General features: G+C 64.0%; 22 protein-coding genes. 14 read left to right on the top strand and 8 right to left on the bottom strand.

Going from position 1 to position 19,565, the window contains the following annotated elements; genetic code table 11:
* Window positions 1-4: 4 nt before the first annotated feature.
* Window positions 5-1,189 (bottom strand): acyl-CoA dehydrogenase, encoded by a 1,185-nt coding sequence (locus GGC64_RS20075; protein WP_192725195.1) that lies wholly within the window; start codon window positions 1,187-1,189, stop codon window positions 5-7.
* 161 nt (window positions 1,190-1,350) lie between these two features.
* Here GGC64_RS20075 and GGC64_RS20070 point away from each other — a divergent pair, with 161 nt between their 5' ends.
* From GGC64_RS20070 to GGC64_RS20015, 12 genes are all read left to right on the top strand, one after another.
* On the top strand, window positions 1,351-1,542 hold the full coding sequence (locus GGC64_RS20070; protein WP_015309489.1) for a ferredoxin: 192 nt from the start codon (window positions 1,351-1,353) through the stop codon (window positions 1,540-1,542).
* A gap of 4 nt (window positions 1,543-1,546) precedes the next feature.
* Window positions 1,547-2,476: a 3-oxoacyl-ACP reductase gene (locus tag GGC64_RS20065; RefSeq protein ID WP_370582297.1), complete on the top strand. Its 930-nt coding sequence runs from the start codon at window positions 1,547-1,549 to the stop codon at window positions 2,474-2,476.
* Between the two features lie 257 nt (window positions 2,477-2,733).
* A complete protein-coding gene (locus GGC64_RS20060) occupies window positions 2,734-3,498 on the top strand; it encodes an ABC transporter permease (RefSeq protein WP_192724297.1) in 765 nt (254 codons plus the stop codon).
* Complete coding sequence (locus GGC64_RS20055; protein ID WP_192724296.1) at window positions 3,495-4,349, top strand: ABC transporter permease; 855 nt, start codon at window positions 3,495-3,497, stop codon at window positions 4,347-4,349. The genes GGC64_RS20060 and GGC64_RS20055 overlap by 4 nt, the downstream gene beginning before the upstream one ends.
* An 11-nt stretch (window positions 4,350-4,360) precedes the next feature.
* A complete protein-coding gene (locus GGC64_RS20050; RefSeq protein WP_192724295.1) occupies window positions 4,361-5,551 on the top strand; it encodes an MCE family protein in 1,191 nt (396 codons plus the stop codon).
* Window positions 5,551-6,585, top strand: coding sequence for an MCE family protein (locus tag GGC64_RS20045; RefSeq protein WP_192724294.1), 1,035 nt, complete (start codon window positions 5,551-5,553; stop codon window positions 6,583-6,585). The genes GGC64_RS20050 and GGC64_RS20045 overlap by 1 nt, the downstream gene beginning before the upstream one ends.
* Window positions 6,578-7,624 carry a virulence factor Mce family protein gene (locus tag GGC64_RS20040; RefSeq protein WP_192724293.1) on the top strand — a complete coding sequence of 349 codons (1,047 nt, stop codon included), beginning with the start codon at window positions 6,578-6,580 and terminating at the stop codon, window positions 7,622-7,624. The genes GGC64_RS20045 and GGC64_RS20040 overlap by 8 nt, the downstream gene beginning before the upstream one ends.
* Window positions 7,621-9,057: a virulence factor Mce family protein gene (locus tag GGC64_RS20035; protein ID WP_192724292.1), complete on the top strand. Its 1,437-nt coding sequence runs from the start codon at window positions 7,621-7,623 to the stop codon at window positions 9,055-9,057. Before GGC64_RS20040 ends, GGC64_RS20035 begins: the two co-directional genes overlap by 4 nt.
* 11 nt (window positions 9,058-9,068) lie before the next feature.
* Entirely contained in the window at window positions 9,069-10,253 is a 1,185-nt protein-coding gene (locus GGC64_RS20030; protein ID WP_225952105.1) for an MCE family protein, read from the top strand.
* Complete coding sequence (locus GGC64_RS20025) at window positions 10,253-12,001, top strand: virulence factor Mce family protein (protein WP_192724291.1); 1,749 nt, start codon at window positions 10,253-10,255, stop codon at window positions 11,999-12,001. The genes GGC64_RS20030 and GGC64_RS20025 overlap by 1 nt, the downstream gene beginning before the upstream one ends.
* The gene (locus GGC64_RS20020; protein ID WP_192724290.1) at window positions 12,001-12,693 is read left to right on the top strand and encodes a mammalian cell entry protein; all 693 of its coding nucleotides are present in this window, start codon (window positions 12,001-12,003) and stop codon (window positions 12,691-12,693) included. The genes GGC64_RS20025 and GGC64_RS20020 overlap by 1 nt, the downstream gene beginning before the upstream one ends.
* Window positions 12,693-13,181 carry a mammalian cell entry protein gene (locus tag GGC64_RS20015; protein ID WP_192724289.1) on the top strand — a complete coding sequence of 163 codons (489 nt, stop codon included), beginning with the start codon at window positions 12,693-12,695 and terminating at the stop codon, window positions 13,179-13,181. The genes GGC64_RS20020 and GGC64_RS20015 overlap by 1 nt, the downstream gene beginning before the upstream one ends.
* On the opposite strand, the gene GGC64_RS20010 is transcribed toward GGC64_RS20015, so the two are convergent.
* The 5 genes from GGC64_RS20010 to GGC64_RS19990 all read right to left on the bottom strand — a co-directional run bounded on the left by GGC64_RS20010 (window position 13,168) and on the right by GGC64_RS19990 (window position 16,138).
* Window positions 13,168-14,634, bottom strand: a complete 1,467-nt coding sequence (locus GGC64_RS20010) for a trehalose-6-phosphate synthase (RefSeq protein WP_192724288.1) — start codon at window positions 14,632-14,634, stop codon at window positions 13,168-13,170. The genes GGC64_RS20015 and GGC64_RS20010 overlap by 14 nt on opposite strands.
* Complete coding sequence (locus GGC64_RS20005) at window positions 14,635-14,796, bottom strand: hypothetical protein (protein ID WP_192724287.1); 162 nt, start codon at window positions 14,794-14,796, stop codon at window positions 14,635-14,637.
* A 47-nt stretch (window positions 14,797-14,843) separates the two neighbouring features.
* The gene (locus tag GGC64_RS20000; RefSeq protein ID WP_192724286.1) at window positions 14,844-15,194 is read right to left on the bottom strand and encodes an intersectin-EH binding protein Ibp1; all 351 of its coding nucleotides are present in this window, start codon (window positions 15,192-15,194) and stop codon (window positions 14,844-14,846) included.
* A 122-nt stretch (window positions 15,195-15,316) separates the two neighbouring features.
* Window positions 15,317-15,670 (bottom strand): intersectin-EH binding protein Ibp1, encoded by a 354-nt coding sequence (locus GGC64_RS19995; protein WP_192724285.1) that lies wholly within the window; start codon window positions 15,668-15,670, stop codon window positions 15,317-15,319.
* Window positions 15,671-15,793: 123 nt separating this feature from the next.
* Window positions 15,794-16,138 (bottom strand): intersectin-EH binding protein Ibp1, encoded by a 345-nt coding sequence (locus tag GGC64_RS19990; RefSeq protein WP_192725193.1) that lies wholly within the window; start codon window positions 16,136-16,138, stop codon window positions 15,794-15,796.
* Window positions 16,139-16,353: 215 nt separating this feature from the next.
* On the opposite strand from GGC64_RS19990, the gene GGC64_RS19985 reads away from it, so the two are divergent.
* Window positions 16,354-17,319, top strand: a complete 966-nt coding sequence (locus GGC64_RS19985; RefSeq protein WP_225952104.1) for an enoyl-CoA hydratase — start codon at window positions 16,354-16,356, stop codon at window positions 17,317-17,319.
* A 45-nt stretch (window positions 17,320-17,364) separates the two neighbouring features.
* Entirely contained in the window at window positions 17,365-18,201 is an 837-nt protein-coding gene (locus GGC64_RS19980) for an SDR family oxidoreductase (protein ID WP_192724283.1), read from the top strand.
* Here the strand turns inward: GGC64_RS19980 and GGC64_RS19975 are convergent.
* Both GGC64_RS19975 and GGC64_RS19970 read right to left on the bottom strand, forming a co-directional pair.
* Window positions 18,198-19,112: an NAD(P)-dependent oxidoreductase gene (locus GGC64_RS19975; protein ID WP_192724282.1), complete on the bottom strand. Its 915-nt coding sequence runs from the start codon at window positions 19,110-19,112 to the stop codon at window positions 18,198-18,200. The genes GGC64_RS19980 and GGC64_RS19975 overlap by 4 nt on opposite strands.
* A 56-nt stretch (window positions 19,113-19,168) precedes the next feature.
* Window positions 19,169-19,495 carry a DUF732 domain-containing protein gene (locus tag GGC64_RS19970; protein ID WP_192724281.1) on the bottom strand — a complete coding sequence of 109 codons (327 nt, stop codon included), beginning with the start codon at window positions 19,493-19,495 and terminating at the stop codon, window positions 19,169-19,171.
* Between the last annotated feature and the right edge of the window lie 70 nt (window positions 19,496-19,565).

The following is a 19,565-nucleotide window of genomic DNA, read 5'->3' as shown; positions in this document are numbered from 1 at the left end:
TTCCTTACCGATTGACCCGGGGCAGTCCGAGCGCCACCATTCCGATGATGTCGCGCTGAATCTCGTTGGTGCCGCCGCCGAACGTGAGGATCAGGCAGCTGCGATGCATGCGCTCGACGCGTCCACGCAGCAGCGCGCCGGGGGAGTTCGTGCGAAGCGTGCCCGCGGTGCCGAGCACCTCCATCAGCAGCCGGTAGGCCTCGGTGGCCAACTCGGTGCCGTACACCTTGGCCGCCGACGCGTCCGCGGGAGACGGGGAGGCCTCGGCAGAGGACGCCAGCTCCCAGTTGATCAGCTTGAGCACCTCGGCCTTGGCGTGCACCCTTGCCAAATTCAGCTGCACCCATTCGGAGTCGATCAGCCGGTTGCCGTGGATGTCCTTGGTGTTCTGCGCCCATTCGCGAACGCCGTTGAGCGCCACGAAGATCGGCTGGGCAGAAACGAGTGCGACGCGCTCGTGGTTGAGCTGGTTGGTCACCAGCTTCCAGCCGGCGTTCTCCTCGCCGACGAGGTTCGTGACGGGCACCCGCACGTCCTGGTAGTAGGTGGCGCTGGTGTCGACGCCGGCCATCGTGTGCACCGGCGTCCACGAGAAGCCCTCGGCGGTGGTCGGCACGATCAGCATCGAAATGCCGCGATGCTTCTTGGCTTCCGGGTTCGTGCGCACGGCCAGCCACACGTAGTCGGCGTAGGCGATCAGGCTGGTCCACATCTTCTGGCCGTTGATGACGTAGTCGTCGCCGTCACGCACCGCGGTGGTGCGCAGCGCGGCGAGGTCGGTGCCCGCACCAGGTTCGGAGTAGCCGATCGAGAAGTGCAGTTCACCGGCGGCGATCTTGGGCAGGAAGAACTTCTTCTGCTCCTCGCTGCCGAAATGCATGATCGTCGGCGCGACGCTGTTGATGGTCAGGAACGGCACCGGCACATTCGCGATCGCGGCTTCGTCATTGAAGATCAGGCTCTCCATCGGCGTGCGCTCCTGGCCGCCGTACTCCTTGGGCCAGTTCAGCGTGAGCCAGCCGTCCTTGCCCATCTGCTGGACCGTTTCGCGGTAGACGTTGCCGCGGCCCATCTCGCCGCCATCGCCCGCGGACAGCGCCTCGGCACGCTCAGGTGTCATGAGTTTGGTGAAGTAGGACCGCAGCTCGCGGCGCAACTCCTCCTGCTCCGGGGTGTAGCCGATCCGCATCGCCATGTCCTCACGTCTTGGATACTTCTGGTGTATTAAGAAAGCCGTCATACGGCCCGCCTTCACTCCCGGTTGTAACACGTTCTAGTCTTGGGGTCCAGGCCGGTGCCACACTGGCGCGCAAAGCAGCAGGGGCCGCGTGGCCCCGAAAGGAGACTGTCATGCGAGTGGAAGTGGACCGTGACCGCTGTGAGGGCAACGCCGTTTGCGTCGGAATTGCCCCCGACCTGTTCGATCTCGACGACGAGGACTATGCGGTGGTCAAGGCTGACCCGGTGCCTGCCGACCAGGAGGACCTGGCCGAGCAGTCGATCGCCGAGTGCCCACGAGCTGCCCTGATCCGCAGAGACTAGAGGTATTCATAAAGTGACGGTTTCGAACGACGCGACCGATCTGTCCGGACTGGTCGCGGTGGTCACAGGCGCGGCGGCGGGGCTTGGCCGCGCCGAGGCCATCGGGCTTGCCCGGGTGGGCGCCACCATCGTCGTCAACGACATCGCGAGCGCGTTGGACCGCTCCGACGTCATCGACGAGATCACGGCTGCCGGCTCCAAGGCTGTCGCTGTCGCAGGCGACATCAGCGAGCGGTCGACCGCCGACGAATTGGTGCAGACCGCCGATGGTCTCGGGGGTCTCGGCATTGTGGTGAACAATGCGGGGATCACTCGTGACCGGATGTTGTTCAACATGTCCGACGAAGACTGGGATGCGGTGATCGCAGTGCATCTGCGCGGCCACTTCCTGTTGACCCGCAACGCGGCCACCTACTGGCGGGCCAAGGCCAAGGAAAACGATGGACAGGTCTACGGCCGCATCATCAACACCTCCTCGGAGGCCGGCCTGGCAGGACCGGTCGGCCAGGCGAATTATGGTGCCGCCAAGGCAGGCATCACCGCGCTGACGCTGACCGCGGCACGTGCGCTCGAGCGCTACGGGGTGCGGGCCAACGCGATCGCGCCCCGCGCGCGCACCGCGATGACCGCCGACGTCTTCGGCGATTCCCCGGAACTCGCCGACGGGCAGATCGACCCGCTGTCGCCCGAGCACGTGGTCAACCTCGTGCGGTTCCTCGCGTCGCCCGCGTCGCGAGACGTCAACGGACAGCTGTTCATCGTCTACGGTCCTACGGTGACCCTCGTGGCGGCGCCGACGGCAGAGCACCGCTTCAGTGCGGATTCCGAGGCTTGGGACCCGTCCAAGCTGTCGGAAACGTTGCAGAATTACTTTGCTGGCCGTGATCCTGAAAGGAATTTCTCAGCAACGGCCCTCATGGCTCAAGGAGAATGACGTTCTCTCTTTGAGGGCCTTGTGTAGAGCTAGAACGTGTTACAGAATGACCTGGGTCACAGTGGCTTTGACCTGCACAAAAGTTACGATTTAGAGTAGTTTTTCCGTTCTTTGACACTGCGAACTTGTTCTAGTTAGTATGATCCGGCTCACTAAGAGCAACGCTTAACAAAAGGGTGGGAGAACCGCCGCGGGGAGTGGTTTCGAACTCTTCGCCAAGGCGCACTTTCCGCGCCCCGCCAGAAACGGAGCCGAGGTTGAGGGAGCAACTCGCCATTCCGGCTCGGGCCGTCGGCGGGTTCATGGAAATGTCTCTCGACACCTTCCGGGCGATCTTTCGTCGACCCTTTCAATTCGGTGAGTTTCTCGATCAGACCTGGATGATTGCGCGGGTTTCGATCGTTCCGACGCTGCTGATCTCTATTCCGTTCACAGTGCTGGTCGCCTTCACCCTCAACATCTTGTTGCGCGAGATCGGCGCCGCGGACTTGTCCGGATCGGGTACCGCTTTCGGCACCGTGACGCAGCTGGGCCCGGTCTCAACCGTGCTGGTCGTTGCCGGAGCGGGGGCGACTGCGATCTGCGCCGACCTGGGTGCCCGCACCATCCGCGAGGAAATCGACGCGATGCGGGTGCTGGGTATCGACCCGATCCAGCGCCTGGTGGTGCCTCGCGTTCTGGCTTCGACGTTCGTGGCACTGCTTCTCAACGGTCTTGTGATCGCGATCGGCCTGAGCGGCGGCTACGTATTCTCCGTGCTGTTACAGGGCGTGAACCCCGGCGCGTTCATCAACGGCCTGACCATCCTGACCGGGTTGGGCGAGTTGGTTATTTCTGAGTTCAAGGCATTGCTGTTCGGTGTCATGGCGGGGCTCGTCGGCTGCTACCGCGGTCTGACCGTGAAAGGCGGACCCAAGGGTGTCGGAGAAGCCGTCAACGAGACGGTCATCTACGCGTTCATCTGCCTGTTCGTGATCAACGTCCTCATGACGGCAATCGGCATTCGGATCCTCGGCAGATGAGCGAGCTGGGGAGCTACGACGTCACGCTGCGGTTGCGGCGGGCGCTTCGACGGGTGACGGCCGCGGTGGACAGCTTCGGTGAACAGGCCCTGTTCTACTCGACGTCGGTCCGATTCATACCTCTGGCGCTGAGGCGATACCGCACGGAAACCGTGCGGCTGATCGCAGAGATGACGTTGGGCACCGGTGCATTGATACTCATCGGCGGCACAGTGGGCGTCGCGGCGTTCCTGACCCTCGCCTCTGGCGGGGTCATCGCCGTGCAGGGCTACCAGTCGCTGGGCAACATCGGGATCGAGGCGCTGACCGGCTTCCTGTCCGCCTTCCTCAACGTACGCATCGTCGCCCCGATCATCGCGGGGATCGCGCTCGCCGCCACGATCGGCGCCGGCACCACAGCCCAACTCGGCGCGATGCGCATCGCCGAGGAGATCGATGCGGTCGAGGCCATGGCCGTGCACTCGGTGGCTTATCTGGTTTCCACTCGGATCATGGCCGGCCTGGTGGCGATCATTCCGTTGTACTCGCTGGCCACGCTCGCGGCGTTCTTCTCTGCCCGCGCGATCACCGTCTATGTCAACGGACAATCCGCCGGCCTCTACGACCACTACTTCAATACGTTCCTGATACCGACAGACCTACTGTGGTCGTTCGCCCAGGCCATCGTGATGTCGATCGCGGTGATGCTGGTGCACACCTACTACGGCTACAACGCGTCGGGTGGCCCCGTCGGCGTGGGCGTCGCCGTGGGTCAGGCGGTGCGGACGTCGCTCATCGTCGTGGTCGTCATCACTTTGTTCATCGCCCTCGCCGTATACGGCGCGTCCGGTAACTTCAACCTCTCGGGGTAAGGGGAGACGTCGTGTCGAGGACTGCCGCGATCAGAATCGCCGCCGCTGTGTTGGCGTTGATCATCGTGGCGTTCACCGTGTTCACCTATCTGGCATATACCGCCGCCTTCACCCCCACCGACTCCGTGACCGTGACGTCGCCGCGCGCCGGTTTGGTGATGGACAAGGAGGCCAAGGTCAAATACCGCGGTGTCCAAATCGGCAAGGTCGAAGACATCGCGTATACCGGTGACCAGGCCAAGTTGACATTGGCGATCAACCGCGACCAAATGCGTTATGTCCCGTCGAACGCGTTGGTGCGCATCGGCAGTACCACGGTGTTCGGCGCGAAGTCGGTGGAGTTCATTGCACCGCCGCAGCCGGACCGCACGCCGCTGCATCCTGGCGCCAACGTGCAGGCTTCCTCGGTGCAGCTGGAAGCCAACACGTTGTTCCAGACGCTGACCGACGTGCTGCACAAGATCGACCCGATACACCTCAACGCCACCCTGACGGCGATCGCCGAGGGCTTGCGTAACCATGGCGACGACGCCGGCGCCGGCCTTGCGGGGCTGAATCAGTTTCTGGCGCAGGTGAATCCAAAGCTGCCAACGCTCGAGTCGGATATCGCGCAGACGGCGAAGGTCGCCAACATCTACGGAGATGCGGGCCAGGATCTGGTCACTGTGATCAACAACGTGCCGAAGATCAATCAGACGATCATCGATGAGCAGGACGACCTGAACGCCACGCTGCTCGCCACAATCGGTTTGGCGAACGTCGGAGCCGACACGCTCGAACCGGGAGCAGACGATTACATCGCCGCGATCCAGCGACTGCGGGCACCGCTGAAGGTGCTTGGCGACTATTCGCCGGAGATCGGTTGTGTCTTGCAGGGCACCAAGATCGCCGCTCAGCGCGGAGAACGGGTTGTCGGCGGCATGCACCCCGGCGCAATGGTGAGTTCCAGCTTCGTGCTCGGCGTGCCGTCGTACACCTACCCGGAGAGCCTGCCCATCGTGAACGCGTCCGGCGGTCCCAACTGCCGCGGCCTGCCCGACATCCCCACCAAGCAGTACGGCGGCTCCTGGTACCGGGCACCGTTCCTGGTCACCGACAACGCCTACATCCCGTACGAGCCCTTCACGGAGGTTCAGGTCGACGCGCCAAATACGTTGCAGTTCCTGTTCAATGGCGCATTCGCAGAGCGGGACGATTTCTGATGGGCCACCGAGCACTCCTGCTCAAGGTGAGCATCTTCGCAGTGGTCATGCTGTTGGTATCCGCTGCCTTGGTGGTGATCTTCGGCGAGTTCCGGTTCGCCTCCACCAACACCTACCACGCCACCTTCACCGACGCGTCGCGGTTGGAGAGTGGCAACGATGTGCGCATCGCGGGCGTACCGGTGGGCAGTGTCAAAGACGTGAAGCTGAACCCCGACAACACCGTCGATGTGGCGTTCACCGTCAACAAGAAGTATCAGATGTATACGTCGACGCGTACGGCGATCCGATACGAGAATCTGGTTGGCGACCGCTACATGGAAGTCACGTCGGGGCCCGGTGACCTTCGGAAGTTGCCGCCTGGCGGTACGGTCAGCATCGACCACACCGAGCCCGCTCTGGATCTCGATGCCTTGCTCGGCGGGCTGCGTCCGGTGGTCAAGGGCCTCAACGGCACGCAGATCAACCAGATCAACAATGCGATCCTCGAGCTCTTGCAGGGCCAAGGCGGTGCGTTGTCGCAATTGCTGTCCGACACTGGAACATTCAGCCAATCTCTGGCCGATCGCTATCAGGTGATCTCGGAGGTGATCCACAATCTCAATGAGGTGCTCGGCACCATCGACGGGAAGAGCGCACAGTTCGATGCCAGCGTGGACCAGCTCCAGAAGCTGGTAAGTGGATTGGCCCAAGGCCGCGACCCGATCGCCGGGGCCATTCCACCCCTGGCATCCGCTGAAACGGACCTGACCGACCTCCTGGTGAACTCGCGCCGGCCGGTGCAGGGCATACTCGAAAACCTTCGCCCGCTGGCAACCGAGCTCGACAACCGCAAGGGAGACATCAACAAAGTCATCGAACCGCTCGCCGAGAACTACCTGCGGCTCAATTCCCTTGGCGCATACGGCTCATACTTCAACTACTACATCTGCTCGGTGTCGCTGAAGTTCAACGGGCCAGCGGGCAGCGATGTGTTCCTGCCAATAGGCGGCGTCCCGGACCTGTCGAAGGGGAGGTGCTCGGAAAATGGATAAGACACTGCGCTCGGGCATCTTCGGACTGGTGATCGTCATATGTGTCTTGATCGTCGCGTTCGGTTACACCACACTGCCTTTCTATCCGCAGGGCAAGCAATACGAGGCTTACTTCGCCGACGCCGGCGGCATTTCGCCGGGCAATGACGTCAACGTCTCCGGCATTGCGGTCGGCAAGGTGACCGGGGTCGAACTCGCGGGCGACGTCGCAAAGGTGACGTTCACCGTCAACCGCAAGGTCCGAGTGGGTGATCAGACGCTAGCCTCGATCAAGACCGACACCGTGCTGGGTGAGAGGTCGCTAGCGGTGACACCGCGAGGCGGCGGGTCAGTGACATCAATTCCTCTGGGGCGCACCACAGTTCCTTACACGCTGAACATGGCGCTGCAGGATCTCGGTCAGAATTCCGCCGAACTCGACAAGGGGCAGTTGGACCAGGCGTTGAGCGTGTTGACCGAATCCCTGCGCGACGCGACCCCGCAGCTGCGTCGAACACTGGACGGAGTTGCGTCGTTGTCCCGCAGCATCAATGCCAACGATGAGGCATTGGGGCAGCTGTTGGACCACGCTCAGAAGGTGACCAAGGTGCTCGCCGACCGGGCCGGTCAGGTGAACCAGCTCGTCACTGACGGCAATCAACTATTCGCCGCGCTCGACGAGCGCCGTACCGCGTTGAGCACCTTGATCGCAGGCATCGACGATGTCTCACGCCAGATTTCGGGATTTGTCGCCGACAACCGCCGTGAGTTCGGTCCGGCTCTGACGAAGTTGAACCTCGTGCTCGACAATCTCCTCGAGCGCCGCGAGCACATCAGCCAGGCGATTCGTCGGTTGCCGCCGTATGCCACCGCCCTCGGCGAATCGGTTGGTTCCGGTTCGGGCTTCAACGTCAACCTGCCCAACGCCGTACCGAACATTTCTCAGCAGGAGCTGTTGCTGGACCTCTACTTCCAACCGGGCAAGGTTCCAGACAGCCTCGCCGATTTCATCCGCGGATTCATCGACGAGCGGTTGATAGTAAGGCCGAAGTCACCATGAGCCGCTGGTTGCGTTATGGAGTCATCGGTGCGCTGGTGGTGGCACTGATCGGTGGCGTGTACGTGGTGTGGCCGCGAGTCGGCACATACCGGGTGGTCGGCTATTTCACGTCGGCAACCGGCCTGTATCCCGGGGACGATGTCCGCGTGGTCGGTGTCCCCGTCGGCTCGATCGAATCGATCTCGGCGGAAGCCGATGCAGTCAAGATCACGATGCGGGTGCAGGACGACGTCAAATTGCCCGCTGATGCCCGCGCGGTCATCATTGCGCCGAATATCGTTGCGGCCCGGTTCATTCAGCTCACCCCCGCATTCAAGGGCGGCGCGGCGATGAAGGACGGCGGCAGCATCGGGCTGCAGCACACCGCTGTTCCGGTGGAATGGGACGAAGTCAAAACCGAGCTGACGCAACTCAGCCAGCAGCTCGGACCGCAGGCGGGCCAGGTTCAAGGTCCATTGGGCGCATTCATTGACCAAGCGGCCGACACGTTCGACGGAAACGGCGATTCGTTCCGGAAAGCCCTGCGCGAGTTGTCCCAGACCGCAGGGAGATTGGGTGACTCACGCACCGACCTGTTCGGTACGGTCAAGAATCTGCAGATCCTGATCGACGCACTGTCGCGCAGCAACGAGCAAATCGTGCAATTCAGTGGGCATTTGGCGTCGGTGTCGCAGGTGCTTGCCGAAAGCTCGCAGGGGCTGAACAACACCCTCGGCACGCTCAACCAGGCCCTGTCAGACATTCGCGGCTTCCTGGGCGAGCACAATCAGACCCTGATCAGCAGCGTCAACAAGTTGACCGACTTCACCAGCCTGCTGTCGAACCAGGGCGAGGACATCGAGCAGTTGCTGCATGTCCTTCCGAACGCGATGGCGAATTTCTACAACATCTACAACCCGGCCCAGGGCACCGCGAACGGTCTGCTCAGCCTGCCGGAGTTCACCAACCCGGTGCAGTTCATCTGCGCAGACTTTGACGCTGCAGGCCAGCCCGACAACTACAAGCGAACCGAAATCTGTCGCCAACGGATGGCCCCCGTGCTGCGGCGCTTGATGATGAACTACCCGCCCATCATGTCGCACGGAATCAACACGATCACCGCGTACAAGGGCCAGATCATCTACGACACGCCAGCGACCGAGGCCAAGGCGCAGACCTACATCCCGTATCTGCAGTGGATACCGTCAGACGGACGGTATCCGCCCCGATCCGGTGAGGGCGGTGATGTCAGTTCGTTGCTGCTGCCGCCGAATCCCACTCCCGGCCCGCCGCCACCGGCGCAGCCGTACACGTTGGGTCCCGTAGTGCCGCCGCCAGGACCAGCGCCGGACGCGCCTGCGCCCGCTGCGGCCGGTCCGCTCCCTGCGGAGGCGCCGGTGCCGGCCGACGCCGTACCACCGATGCAACCGGTCGGCCCTGGAGGCGGCGGATGATGCGAAAGTCGATGAGCCTCAACGTCGGCCGCGCTACCCGCGGCACCGTGGCCATGGGTTCCGGCGTGATGCTGCTGGCCGGCTGCCAATTCGGCGGGCTGAACTCGCTGAACATGCCGGGCACCGTTGGCCATGGCGCAGGCGCCTACTCGATCACGGTTGAGCTGCCGGATGTGGCCACCCTGCCGCAGAACTCGCCGGTGATCATCAACGACGTCACCGTCGGCAGTGTGTCGGGCGTGGAGGCCGTACAGCGCGCGGATGGCACTTTCTATGCGGCGGTGAAACTCTCGCTGGAACACAACGTCAAGTTGCCGGCCAACGCCACCGCCCAAGTCGGGCAGACATCGCTATTGGGCTCGCAGCACGTCGAGCTGTCGGCGCCCGTGGGCCAGCCCGCGATTGGGGAGCTGCGTGACGGGTCGCGGATCCCCGAGAGCCACGGCGGCCGCTTCCCGTCCACCGAGGAAGTGCTGTCCGCGCTGGGTGTCGTCGTCAACAAGGGCAACCTTGGTGCGCTGCAAGACATCACCCAAGAAGTCTCGACCGCGGTGGCCGGACGTGAAGGCCAGTTCGCTGACCTGATTCCGCGGCTCGCCGAGCTGGCGGCGTCGTTGAATCGGCAGACCGACGACATCATCAGTGCGGCCGAAGGTCTCAACCGTTTCGCCGGAATCCTCGCGAACCAAAAGGACAGCCTGAACCGCACCCTTGACACGCTTCCCGCAGCGTTGAAGGTGCTCAACGACAACCGCGCCAACATAGTCGACGCGTTCGCCGGGCTGCGCAGGCTCGCCACGGTCGGGGCACGCATCCTCTCGGAGACGAAGACTGATTTCGCCGCGGAAACAAAGGACCTGTACGCAGTCATCAAGCCGGTCAACGACAATCGCTCGGCGCTGGTGGACTCCCTGGACTTCCTGGCGACCTTCCCGTTCCCTGGTAAGAACCTGAAGCGCGTGGCAAGAGGCGACTACTTCAACATCTGGGAAGTTTTCGACCTGACCCTTCGCCGCCTGGGCGAGACGATCTTCACGACGTCGTTGGGCCTGGACCCGAACATGAAGCACCTCGACGAAGTCGTCAGCCCGCCGGACTTCCTGGTCGGGGAGATGGCCAATCTCTCGGGGCAGGCCGCAGATCCGTTCAAGATTCCGCCCGGTACCGCGTCGGGTCAGGAGGTACCACCCAAGTAATGCTGAACCGAACTGCGCGAATCCAACTCGTCATCTTCGCCCTCGTGACCGTGCTCACGGTCGCGGCGATCGCGATGTTCTACCTGCGCGTCCCGGCTCGGCTGGGAATTGGCGCCTATGAGGTCACGGCGAACTTTGCCGCGGGCGGTGGCCTCTATCAAAACGCCAACGTCGCTTTCCGCGGTGTGCAGGCTGGACGCGTTGAGTCCGTGACACTGACCGACGATGGCGTCGCCGCGCGGTTGCGGCTCAACAGCGACGTCAAAATCCCGGCGAACTCGACCGCGACGGTCAAGAGCGTCTCTGCGGTCGGCGAACAGTATGTGGACTTCGTGCCGCCCGAGCATCCGTCGCAGGCGGTGCTGGGTGACGGTTCCGTGATCCCGAAGGAGCGGACGGCGCTCCCGCAGGACGTAGCCGACCTGTTGCACCAGGCAGACCAATTGGTGAGCAGCCTCAACAACACGCGTCTTCAGGACCTGCTGCGAGAAACGTTCAAGGCGTTCAACGGTTCTGGGCCTGAACTCGCGCGGCTGATCCAATCGACGCGGTTGTTGATCGACGAGGCCAACTCGAGCTGGCCGCAGACCTCGGCGCTCATCGACCAGGCCGGGCCGTTCCTGGACACTCAGATCCGTAGCGGCGACGACATCCGGTCCTTCGCCGACGGGCTTGCCCGCTTGACGACGGAGGTGGCCAACGCCGATCCTCAGCTGCGGTCGGTGCTGGCGAACGCGCCGTCGACGGCCGATGAGGCCAGTCAGACGTTCGAGGGCATTCGCCCGTCCTTCCCGGTGCTCGCAGCCAACCTGGCCAACCTCGGCCGCATCGGTGTCATCTACAACAGGTCGATCGAACAGGCGCTGGTCATCTTCCCCGCCCTGCAGGCTGCTCTCATCACCATCGGCGGTCAGCTACCCGCGGACGAAGGTGGCAAACAGGACTTCAAGATATCCATCAACGACCCCCCTCCGTGCAACGTCGGGTTCCTGTCGCCGATGGATATTCGATCGCCGGGCGACACGACGTTGCGCGAGTTGCCGACGGACCTGTATTGCAAGGTGCCCCAGAATGATCCGAGCGTCGTGCGCGGCGCGAGGAATTACCCGTGCCAGGAATTCCCCGGTAAGCGGGCTCCAACGGTGCAGCTCTGCCGGGATCCGAAGGGATACGTCCCGATCGGCAGCAATCCGTGGCGAGGGCCGCCGATTCCGACGGGTACACCGGTTACGGACCCTCGCAACATCCTGCCGCCGAACAAGTTCCCGTACATTCCGCCGGAAGCCGATCCCGACCCGGGCTATCCGGTGGCACCGGGGTTGATTCCGCCGGGGATCCAGCCAGGTCCGGGGCCTGCGCCGCATCAACCGTGGCCGTATATCCCGCCCCCGAACGACAATGGACCCCCACCCCCGGCGACGGCATGGATACCGCCTGCGCCGTATCCGGATGCATGGCCGCCACCGGCGAATCCGCAACCGCCGTTCATGTTTCCGGGTCCGTACAACCCGGTGGCACCGCCACCGGGGCCGGCTCCGGCCCCACCACCGCCGCCGGCGCCTGCTGAGCTGCCGCCGTCGGCGGTGAGCCCGCCGCTGGCCAGCGGAACCGCTTACGGCACGTACGATCAGCACACCGGTGTGTTCGTCGACCCGGCAGGCGGTACCGGGGTGTTCGCGGCAGGTGCCTCTGACATGCGGCCACAAGAGAATTGGGTAGATCTCATGCTTTATCCGAGGCAGACGTGATGACGTCCAGTCCTACACGTTCCCCGCAGGCTGCGCGCCGCCGCGCATCGAGGGCCGCTGGTCCCGCGAACGGAAAGTCGGCCGAGACAATAGCGGTGCGCGTCGAGGCGCCCGTTTCAACCAGCGCCACCAGCGCTCGCAAGGCCGGCAGGCCCGCGGCGCCTGCACGCCGACCGGCAAATCGTCGGATGGTGGCGGTCGTTGCGCTGAGCGTCGGACTCGTGGCAACGGCTCTGCTGGCCACTGCGGTGTCGGTGATGGTCGTCCAGAGAAACCACGCGGAAGCCGCGCAGGCGCGCAACCAGCGATTCATCGACACCGCCACGCAGACGGTGGTGAACATGTTCAGCTTCAAACAGGACACCATCGATGACAGCGTTAACAGGTTGTACGACAACACAAGTGGGCCGCTGCGCGACATGCTCGGCCGAAGCAACAATGTCGAGAACCTGAAGGCGATTTTCCGGGACACCGGTGGTAGCTCGGAGGCGGTGATCAACGGCGCCGCGCTGGAAGGCGTTGACGGCATCAGTGGCAACGCCTCGGTGCTCGTGTCCGCCCGCGTCACCGCGAGCGACATGAACGGAAACAACAGGCCGTCGCAGCCCTACCGACTGCGCATCGTCGTGCATGAGGGCGACGACGGACGCATGACGGCATATGACCTCAAGTACCCCAACGGCGGGAACTGATGCGCTGGTTCGCGAGCATCGTCGCCGGCCTACTCACCGCCGCATTCGTGGGGTTGGCCGCGGTGGGCGGTTCGATGTATTGGCAACGAGTCGAAATGCGTAGTGAGCAAGCCGCCCGCGATGAGCTGGGACCGCTTGCGCAACAGCAGATTCCTGCCGTGTTCAACTACGACTACAAAACCGTGGAGCGCAGCCTCACCGACGCCTACAACCTGCTGACTCCGGACTACCGCAAGGAGTTCCAGAGCAGAGCGAATTCAGACATCATCCCGCAGGCGCGGCAGCGGGAGGTGGTGAGCCAAGCCAACGTGGTCGGCGTCGGAGTCATGGACGCGCAGCGCAACTCCGCAGCTGTGATGGTGTACCTCAACCGGACGGTGTCCGATAAGTCGAGTCGCGAGCGGCCGATCTACGACGGCGTGCGATTGCGCGTGGAATACAAGCGCATCGACGGCAAATGGTTGATCAACTACATCACTCCGATTTAGCGGCTTCGCCGTTCGTGCCAGCCAAAGCATCGAGGAACGACCTTGCCCATCGGTCGACGTCGTGTGCCAGCACCTGCCTGCGCAGGGCACGCATGCGCCGCCTGCCCTCTTCAGGGGCCTGATTCAACGCCGCCTCGATCGCATCCTTGACACCTTCGAGGTGATGGGGGTTGGTGAGATAGGCCTGGCGGAGTTCGGATGCGGCGCCGGTGAATTCGCTGAGCACCAGCGCACCTCCCAGATCGCTGCGGCAGGCCACATACTCCTTGGCCACCAGATTCATTCCGTCGCGCAACGGGGTGACCAGCATGACGTCGGCCGCCACGAAGAACGCGATCAATTCTTCGCGGGGGATCGGCCGATGCAGGTAATGCACGATGGGATGACCGACCTCGGCGTACTCGCCGTTGATGTGCCCGACCTGCCGTTCGATGTCCTCGCGCATCTCGATGTAGCTCTCGACGCGCTCCCTGCTCGGCGTCGCGAGCTGCACGAGCACCGTGTTTTCCCGCTTGGCCCGATGTTCGGCGAGCAGTTCCGAAAACGCCCGCAGCCGAACGTCAATGCCCTTCGTGTAGTCCAGCCGGTCCACACCGAGCAGGATCTTGCGCGGGTTGCCCAGCTCGCTGCGGATCTCTCGCGCGCGCTGCCGGATCGCGCGGCTGCGGGACTGCTGGTCCAGGGCCGTCGAGTCGATGGAGATCGGGAAGGCGCCGACCTTGACCGTGCGGAAGCCGACGTCGATCTCGCCGAATTTGGAACGCACGCCGACTGTCCCGCGTGAGGTGTTCGCCCCGACAAGCCGGCGCGCCAGGATCATGAAATTCTGTGCGCCGCCGGGTAAGTGGAACCCGACCAGGTCGGCGCCGAGCAGGCCCTCGGTGATCTCGGTGCGCCACGGCATCTGCATGAACAGCTCGACCGGTGGGAACGGAATATGCAGAAAGAAGCCGATGGTCAGATCGGGCCGCAGCATCCGCAGCATTTTCGGGACCAGCTGCAGCTGATAGTCCTGCACCCACACGGTCGCGCCCTCGGCCGCCACTTTGGCGGTGGCCTCGGCGAAGCGCCGGTTGACCGTGACATAGGCGTCCCACCACTCTCGGTGGTAGATCGGCTTGACGATCACGTCGTGGTACAGCGGCCACAGGGTGGCGTTTGAAAAACCCTCGTAATAGTCGGCCACCTCGTCGGCCGACAACCGGACCGGGCACAGGTACATGTCATCCTGCTCGATCGGTTCGTCGTCGGCATCCGGTATACCCGGCCAGCCGATCCACGCGCCGCGGCGACGGCGGAGCAGGGGCTCCAGCGCGGTGACGAGGCCACCGGGGCTCCGCTTCCACGTCGTGCTGCCATCGGGCAGCCGCTCCATGTCGATGGGTAGCCGGTTGGCCACCACGACGAAGTCCGCCTCACCGGGGCCGTGCGCTTGGCGGTCCCCCGGACTCACTTAAGCCTCGAGCTTCGGTCCAATGCCGAGCATCGATAAAAAGATCCGGCATTCGTCGGCGTCGTTCGCGTATGCAGCGACGACGCGCCTGGCCTGGCGTGCAGTGCTGTCGGCAAGCGGCTCCACGTCGCCGATCTCGGCGGGGTCAGATTTCGCAGGCATATGACAACCTTACCGACCGCGTGGTCAGGAAGGGTCGACGCCGTCCGCTACGGGCTCGAACTGACGGTCGAACGCGGGACCGGCTGTGGCCCGAGGTCCTCCGATTCCTCGGCCAGGCCGATGCACTGGCCGGAGTTGTGGCCGGTGCAGGGGACGCCAGCGACCGATGGCAGGTCCGGATTGCCGGGGATGCTGCTGAACACTGCCCCCGAGTTCGGCACCGTGTGCGGGACGCAGGTGCCGGTGTACAGGTCTTCCTCTTCACCCGACGGGCACTGCGCCAGCGGCACCGAGGCGCTCGGAATGGTCGCGACGGCGATGGCCGGGGCCGCGGCTACTGCGACCGCGAATCCGCCGGCCAGGATCAGTCGTCGTACTGAAAGCTCAAGGGTCGCCATCGTCACGCCTTACGTAGTCATTGACAATCTCGTCGGGGATTCTATGGAAGCTGGGAGAAACCTGCAGATCTTCCGTGAGTTCCCTGAGAGTGCGACCCCTCGGCTCGCCGAGCAGCCAGTGTTTACGGGCTGGCTTCGATGGTCGAGCGCGGCACAGGTTGAGGGCCCGCGTCCGCCTCATTCTCGGCCAGGCCGATGCAGGCGCCTGAACTGCGCCCGCCGGTGCACGGAACGCCCTCGATTTCTGGAATGTCGGGATTGGCTGCCGTCGAGGTGAATCCCTCGGGTGAGTTCGGCACCAGGAAAGGCGTGCAGGAAGCCGTGTAAACGTCTTCTTCTTCGCCGGTGTCGCATTGCGCTATCGGCCTGGAATCCGTTGGATGCGCGGCGATTGCGACGGCCGGCGTGAGGGCAACCGCGAACGCGAATCCGCCGGCAAGCAACAGGCGTCGAGTGGTGATCGAATCTTTCGTCATCGTCGAATTCTACGAATGCTGAAAGCAATCTGCAGACATTCTCCGTGTTCGCTGGGAATCTCTCTGCGGCGCAAACAAAAAAGCCGGGGCACTTCTGCGCGCCCCGGCTTTTTGAATTGTCCGCTAGGGGCTCGAGCTCACGGTCGAATGCGGCACCGGCTGCGGGCCTTCTGCCTGCTCCTCTTCGGACAAGCCGATGCACTGGCCGGAATTGCCTCCGGTGCACGGAATGCTGTCCACCTCCGGGAGGCCGCCCGGCGAGGTCACGCCAACCTCAGGGGAATTCGGCACCAGATCCGGCGTGCATTCACCGGTGAACGTGTCCTCGGACTCGCCGCCGGGGCAGGCCGCGATCGTGGGCACGTGGGTGGGCGTGGCGACGACGGCGACCGCAGGCGCGGCCGTAATAGCGACTGCGAACCCGCCGGCAAGGAGCAGTCGTTGAAGTGGAAGCTTGAAGGTCGGCATCGTCACGCTTTCTGTAGTTTTGCTGTTTGTTTGTCGCCCGAAGTTGTGGCGGCAGAGGGGATCTGCTAGCGGAGACCTTACGCTGCCGACTGGGAAAACGCCCGGTCAACGTCAATAAAGTGGTGCGGTTGTGCCAATTCTGAAAAGTTGCTGTCAGGTGGCTGTGGCACCACTTCGCGACCGCTTGCGCCGGCACCGTAATGTGCAAGCCGTCAATGGTTTTTAAGCGAACGAGGTGGTCCGCTGTGGCAAGCCCTGACCTGACCAGCACCGAGGAGATCGGCGGCGACGCGCCCCAGCAGGTGACGTACGAGACGCTGGAAGACGGCACGATCGCGCGGATCTGGCTGAACCGGCCCGACGCCCAGAACGCGCAATCGCGAACGCTGTTGGTGCAGCTCGATGAGGCCTTCGGTCGCGCAGAAGCCGACGACACGGTGCGTGTGGTGATCCTGGCCGCGCGCGGCAAGAACTTCTCGGCAGGCCACGACCTCGGTTCGGAGGAGGCACTGGCCGAGCGCAAGCCCGGACCGGGGCAGCATCCCACGTTCCAACTCAACGGCGCGACAAGGTCTGCCGTTGCGGAGAGGACGTATCTACAGGAGTGGCACTACTTCTTCGAAAACACCCGGCGCTGGCGTGATCTGCGCAAGATCACCATCGCGCAGGTGCAGGGCAACGCGATCTCGGCGGCCCTGATGCTGATCTGGGCGTGCGACCTCATTGTCGCCGCCGACGATGCGAAGTTCAGCGATGTGGTCGCCGTACGGATGGGGATGCCAGGCGTTGAGTATTACGCGCATCCATGGGAATTCGGCGCGCGCAAAGCAAAAGAGCTTCTGCTGACCGGTGATTCGATTGACGCGGAGGAAGCATATCGGCTTGGCATGGTGTCCAAGGTTTTTCCGCGCGCAGAACTCGAGGACAAGACGCTGGCGTTCGCGCGGCGCATCGCTGAGCGGCCGACCATGGCCGCGCTGCTGGTGAAGGATTCCGTCAACGCGGCGGCCGACGCGATGGGGTTCACCGAAGCCTTGCGACACGCATTTCACATTCACGAGCTCGGCCACGCACACTGGGCGGCGGCCAACGAGAACCGCTATCCGGTCGGCCTGCCGCCCGACGTACCGGACTGGCGCAGCCTTGGTGCCCCCAAGCTCGCCCGCCGCGACGAGCCGTGACGTATAACTAGAACCTGTTCTAGTAACGCGGCGAAGGGGGCAGCGGTGCAGCTGTCATTGGCGGAGCGAACGGTTCTGGTCACCGGCGGTGGCAGCGGGATCGGCAAGGGTACGGCCGCCGCGGTGGTGGCTGCCGGCGGCAACGCGATGCTGGTCGGTCGCAACGCCGACAAACTGGCTGCTGCGGCCGATGAGATCACGGCGCAAGGCGGCCCCGGGGCGGTGCTGTACGAACCGGCCGATGTCACCAACGAGGACGAAGTGGCACGTGTCGTCGAGGCGGCGACCGCGTGGACCGGACGGCTGTGGGGCGTGGTGCACTGCGCGGGCGGCAGCGAGACCATCGGACCGATCACGCAGATCGACTCCGAGGCGTGGCGGCGTACCGTCGACCTGAACATCAACGGCACCATGTACATGATCAAGCACGCCGCGCGGGAGATGGTCCGCGGCGGTGGCGGATCGTTCATCGGTATCTCGTCGATCGCGGCGAGCAACACCCACCGGTGGTTCGGCGCATACGGGGTCTCCAAGGCGGGGATCGATCATCTGATGCAGTTGGCCGCCGACGAACTGGGTGCGTCGTGGGTGCGAGTCAACAGCATCCGGCCCGGTCTGATCCGCACCGAACTCGTTGCGCCCGTTCTCGATTCACCGGAGCTGAGCGCCGACTACGCGACGATCACACCGTTGCCCCGTCCCGGCGAGGTCGAAGACATCGCGAACGCGGCACTGTTTCTTCTCAGCGACGCGTCGAGCTACATCACCGGCCAGGTGATCAACGTCGACGGCGGCGTGCTGGTCCGGCGCGGGCCTGACTACTCGGCGATGCTGGAACCGCTCTTCGGCGCCGACGGGCTGCGCGGCGTCGTCGCGACCTAGCTTCGGGCGACGCCCTGGTCGCGTGCCGCTGGGTTCGATCCGCCTGCCTCCCAGGCGGATAGCGCGCCGACGGCCGACCAGTCCAGGTGGGCGCCACCATTGGCGAGCAGCGTCAGGAAGCGATCCCGCAGCAGGCTGGCGATCGGCAGCGGAGTCTGCAGTTCCTCGGCCGCCGCGAGAACCAGTCGGATGTCCTTTTGGCCGAGTTCTGCGGCGAATCCCGCTGGCTCGAACTCGTCGCGCGCGATCAGGCCGCCGTATGTCTTGTACACCGGGGCGCCGAACAGCGTCGAGGTGAGGATCTCGAGATAGTCGTTCTTGTCGACACCCGCTTTGGCCACCAAAGCCATTGCTTCCCCGAGAGATTCGATCACCGAGGCGATCAGGAAGTTGCCGCTCAACTTCACCAGGCTGGCTGCCTTCGGCTCGTCTGACACCACGAACGTTCGCTGGCCGATCGCGTCGAACACAGGTGAGAGCGATTGCACTGCATCGCCGTCTCCTGCCGCGACCACGAAAAGCTTTGCGGCCGCGGCTGCTTCCGGCCTGCCGAAGACCGGTGCCGCGACGAACCCCTGGCCCGCCTCGGTGTGCGCGGCTGTCAACCGCTCGGACAGCGCGACGCTGATCGTGCTCGACGAGACATGCGTCGCGCCGGGCCTCAGCGAGGCCAGGATGCCGTCGTCGCCGAACGTCACAGCTGACACAGCGTCGTCGTTGGCCAGCATCGTGATCACGATGTCGCCGTCGCACGTCTCCGCCACCGACTTCGCCGGCTTGGCGCCCTGCTCCGCAAGGGCCGCAACCTTGTCCTGCGACCGGTTGTACGCCGTCACCTCGTGGCCGGCCTTCAGCAGGTTCGCGGCCATGCCGGCGCCCATGTTGCCCAACCCGATGAACCCAATCTTCATGGTGTCCACCATGCCGGGTGTTCCTGTGGGAAGCCGGGCGGGGTGACTGGTCGAAGCTAGCCGCCGGTTCCGGCGGGAATCTTGTCCTTGCAGTAGGCGTAGACGGCGATGCCGCCGAAGTCAGCGGATTTCTGCGTCGACCACTTGGTCTTCTTCACGATCATGTTCAGCGCGTCGTTGACAGAGCCACCGCCATTGAGGAGGTCGCACGTGGAGTGGGCCAGGTCGAGGGCGTACTGGTCCGACTTGACGGTGATGCCCTTCTGCTGAAGGCCCTTCAGGAATGCCTGGTCCAACTGATCATCGGCGGAGGCCGGCGCCGCCAGCGCCGTGGCTGTGCCGACCGCAACCGCGATCGCCGCCAACAAATGCTTCTTTCTCATCTGTCTCCCCAGTAACGTCCCCGGCCTTTCAGCAGAGTACGCCGGCAAAGGTATCGCTGCCAGGGGCAGT

It is taken from the genome of Mycobacterium sp. OAS707 (genome assembly GCF_014873705.1).
GTDB lineage: Bacteria > Actinomycetota > Actinomycetes > Mycobacteriales > Mycobacteriaceae > Mycobacterium.
This window is presented reverse-complemented; position numbering and strand designations above follow the sequence as displayed.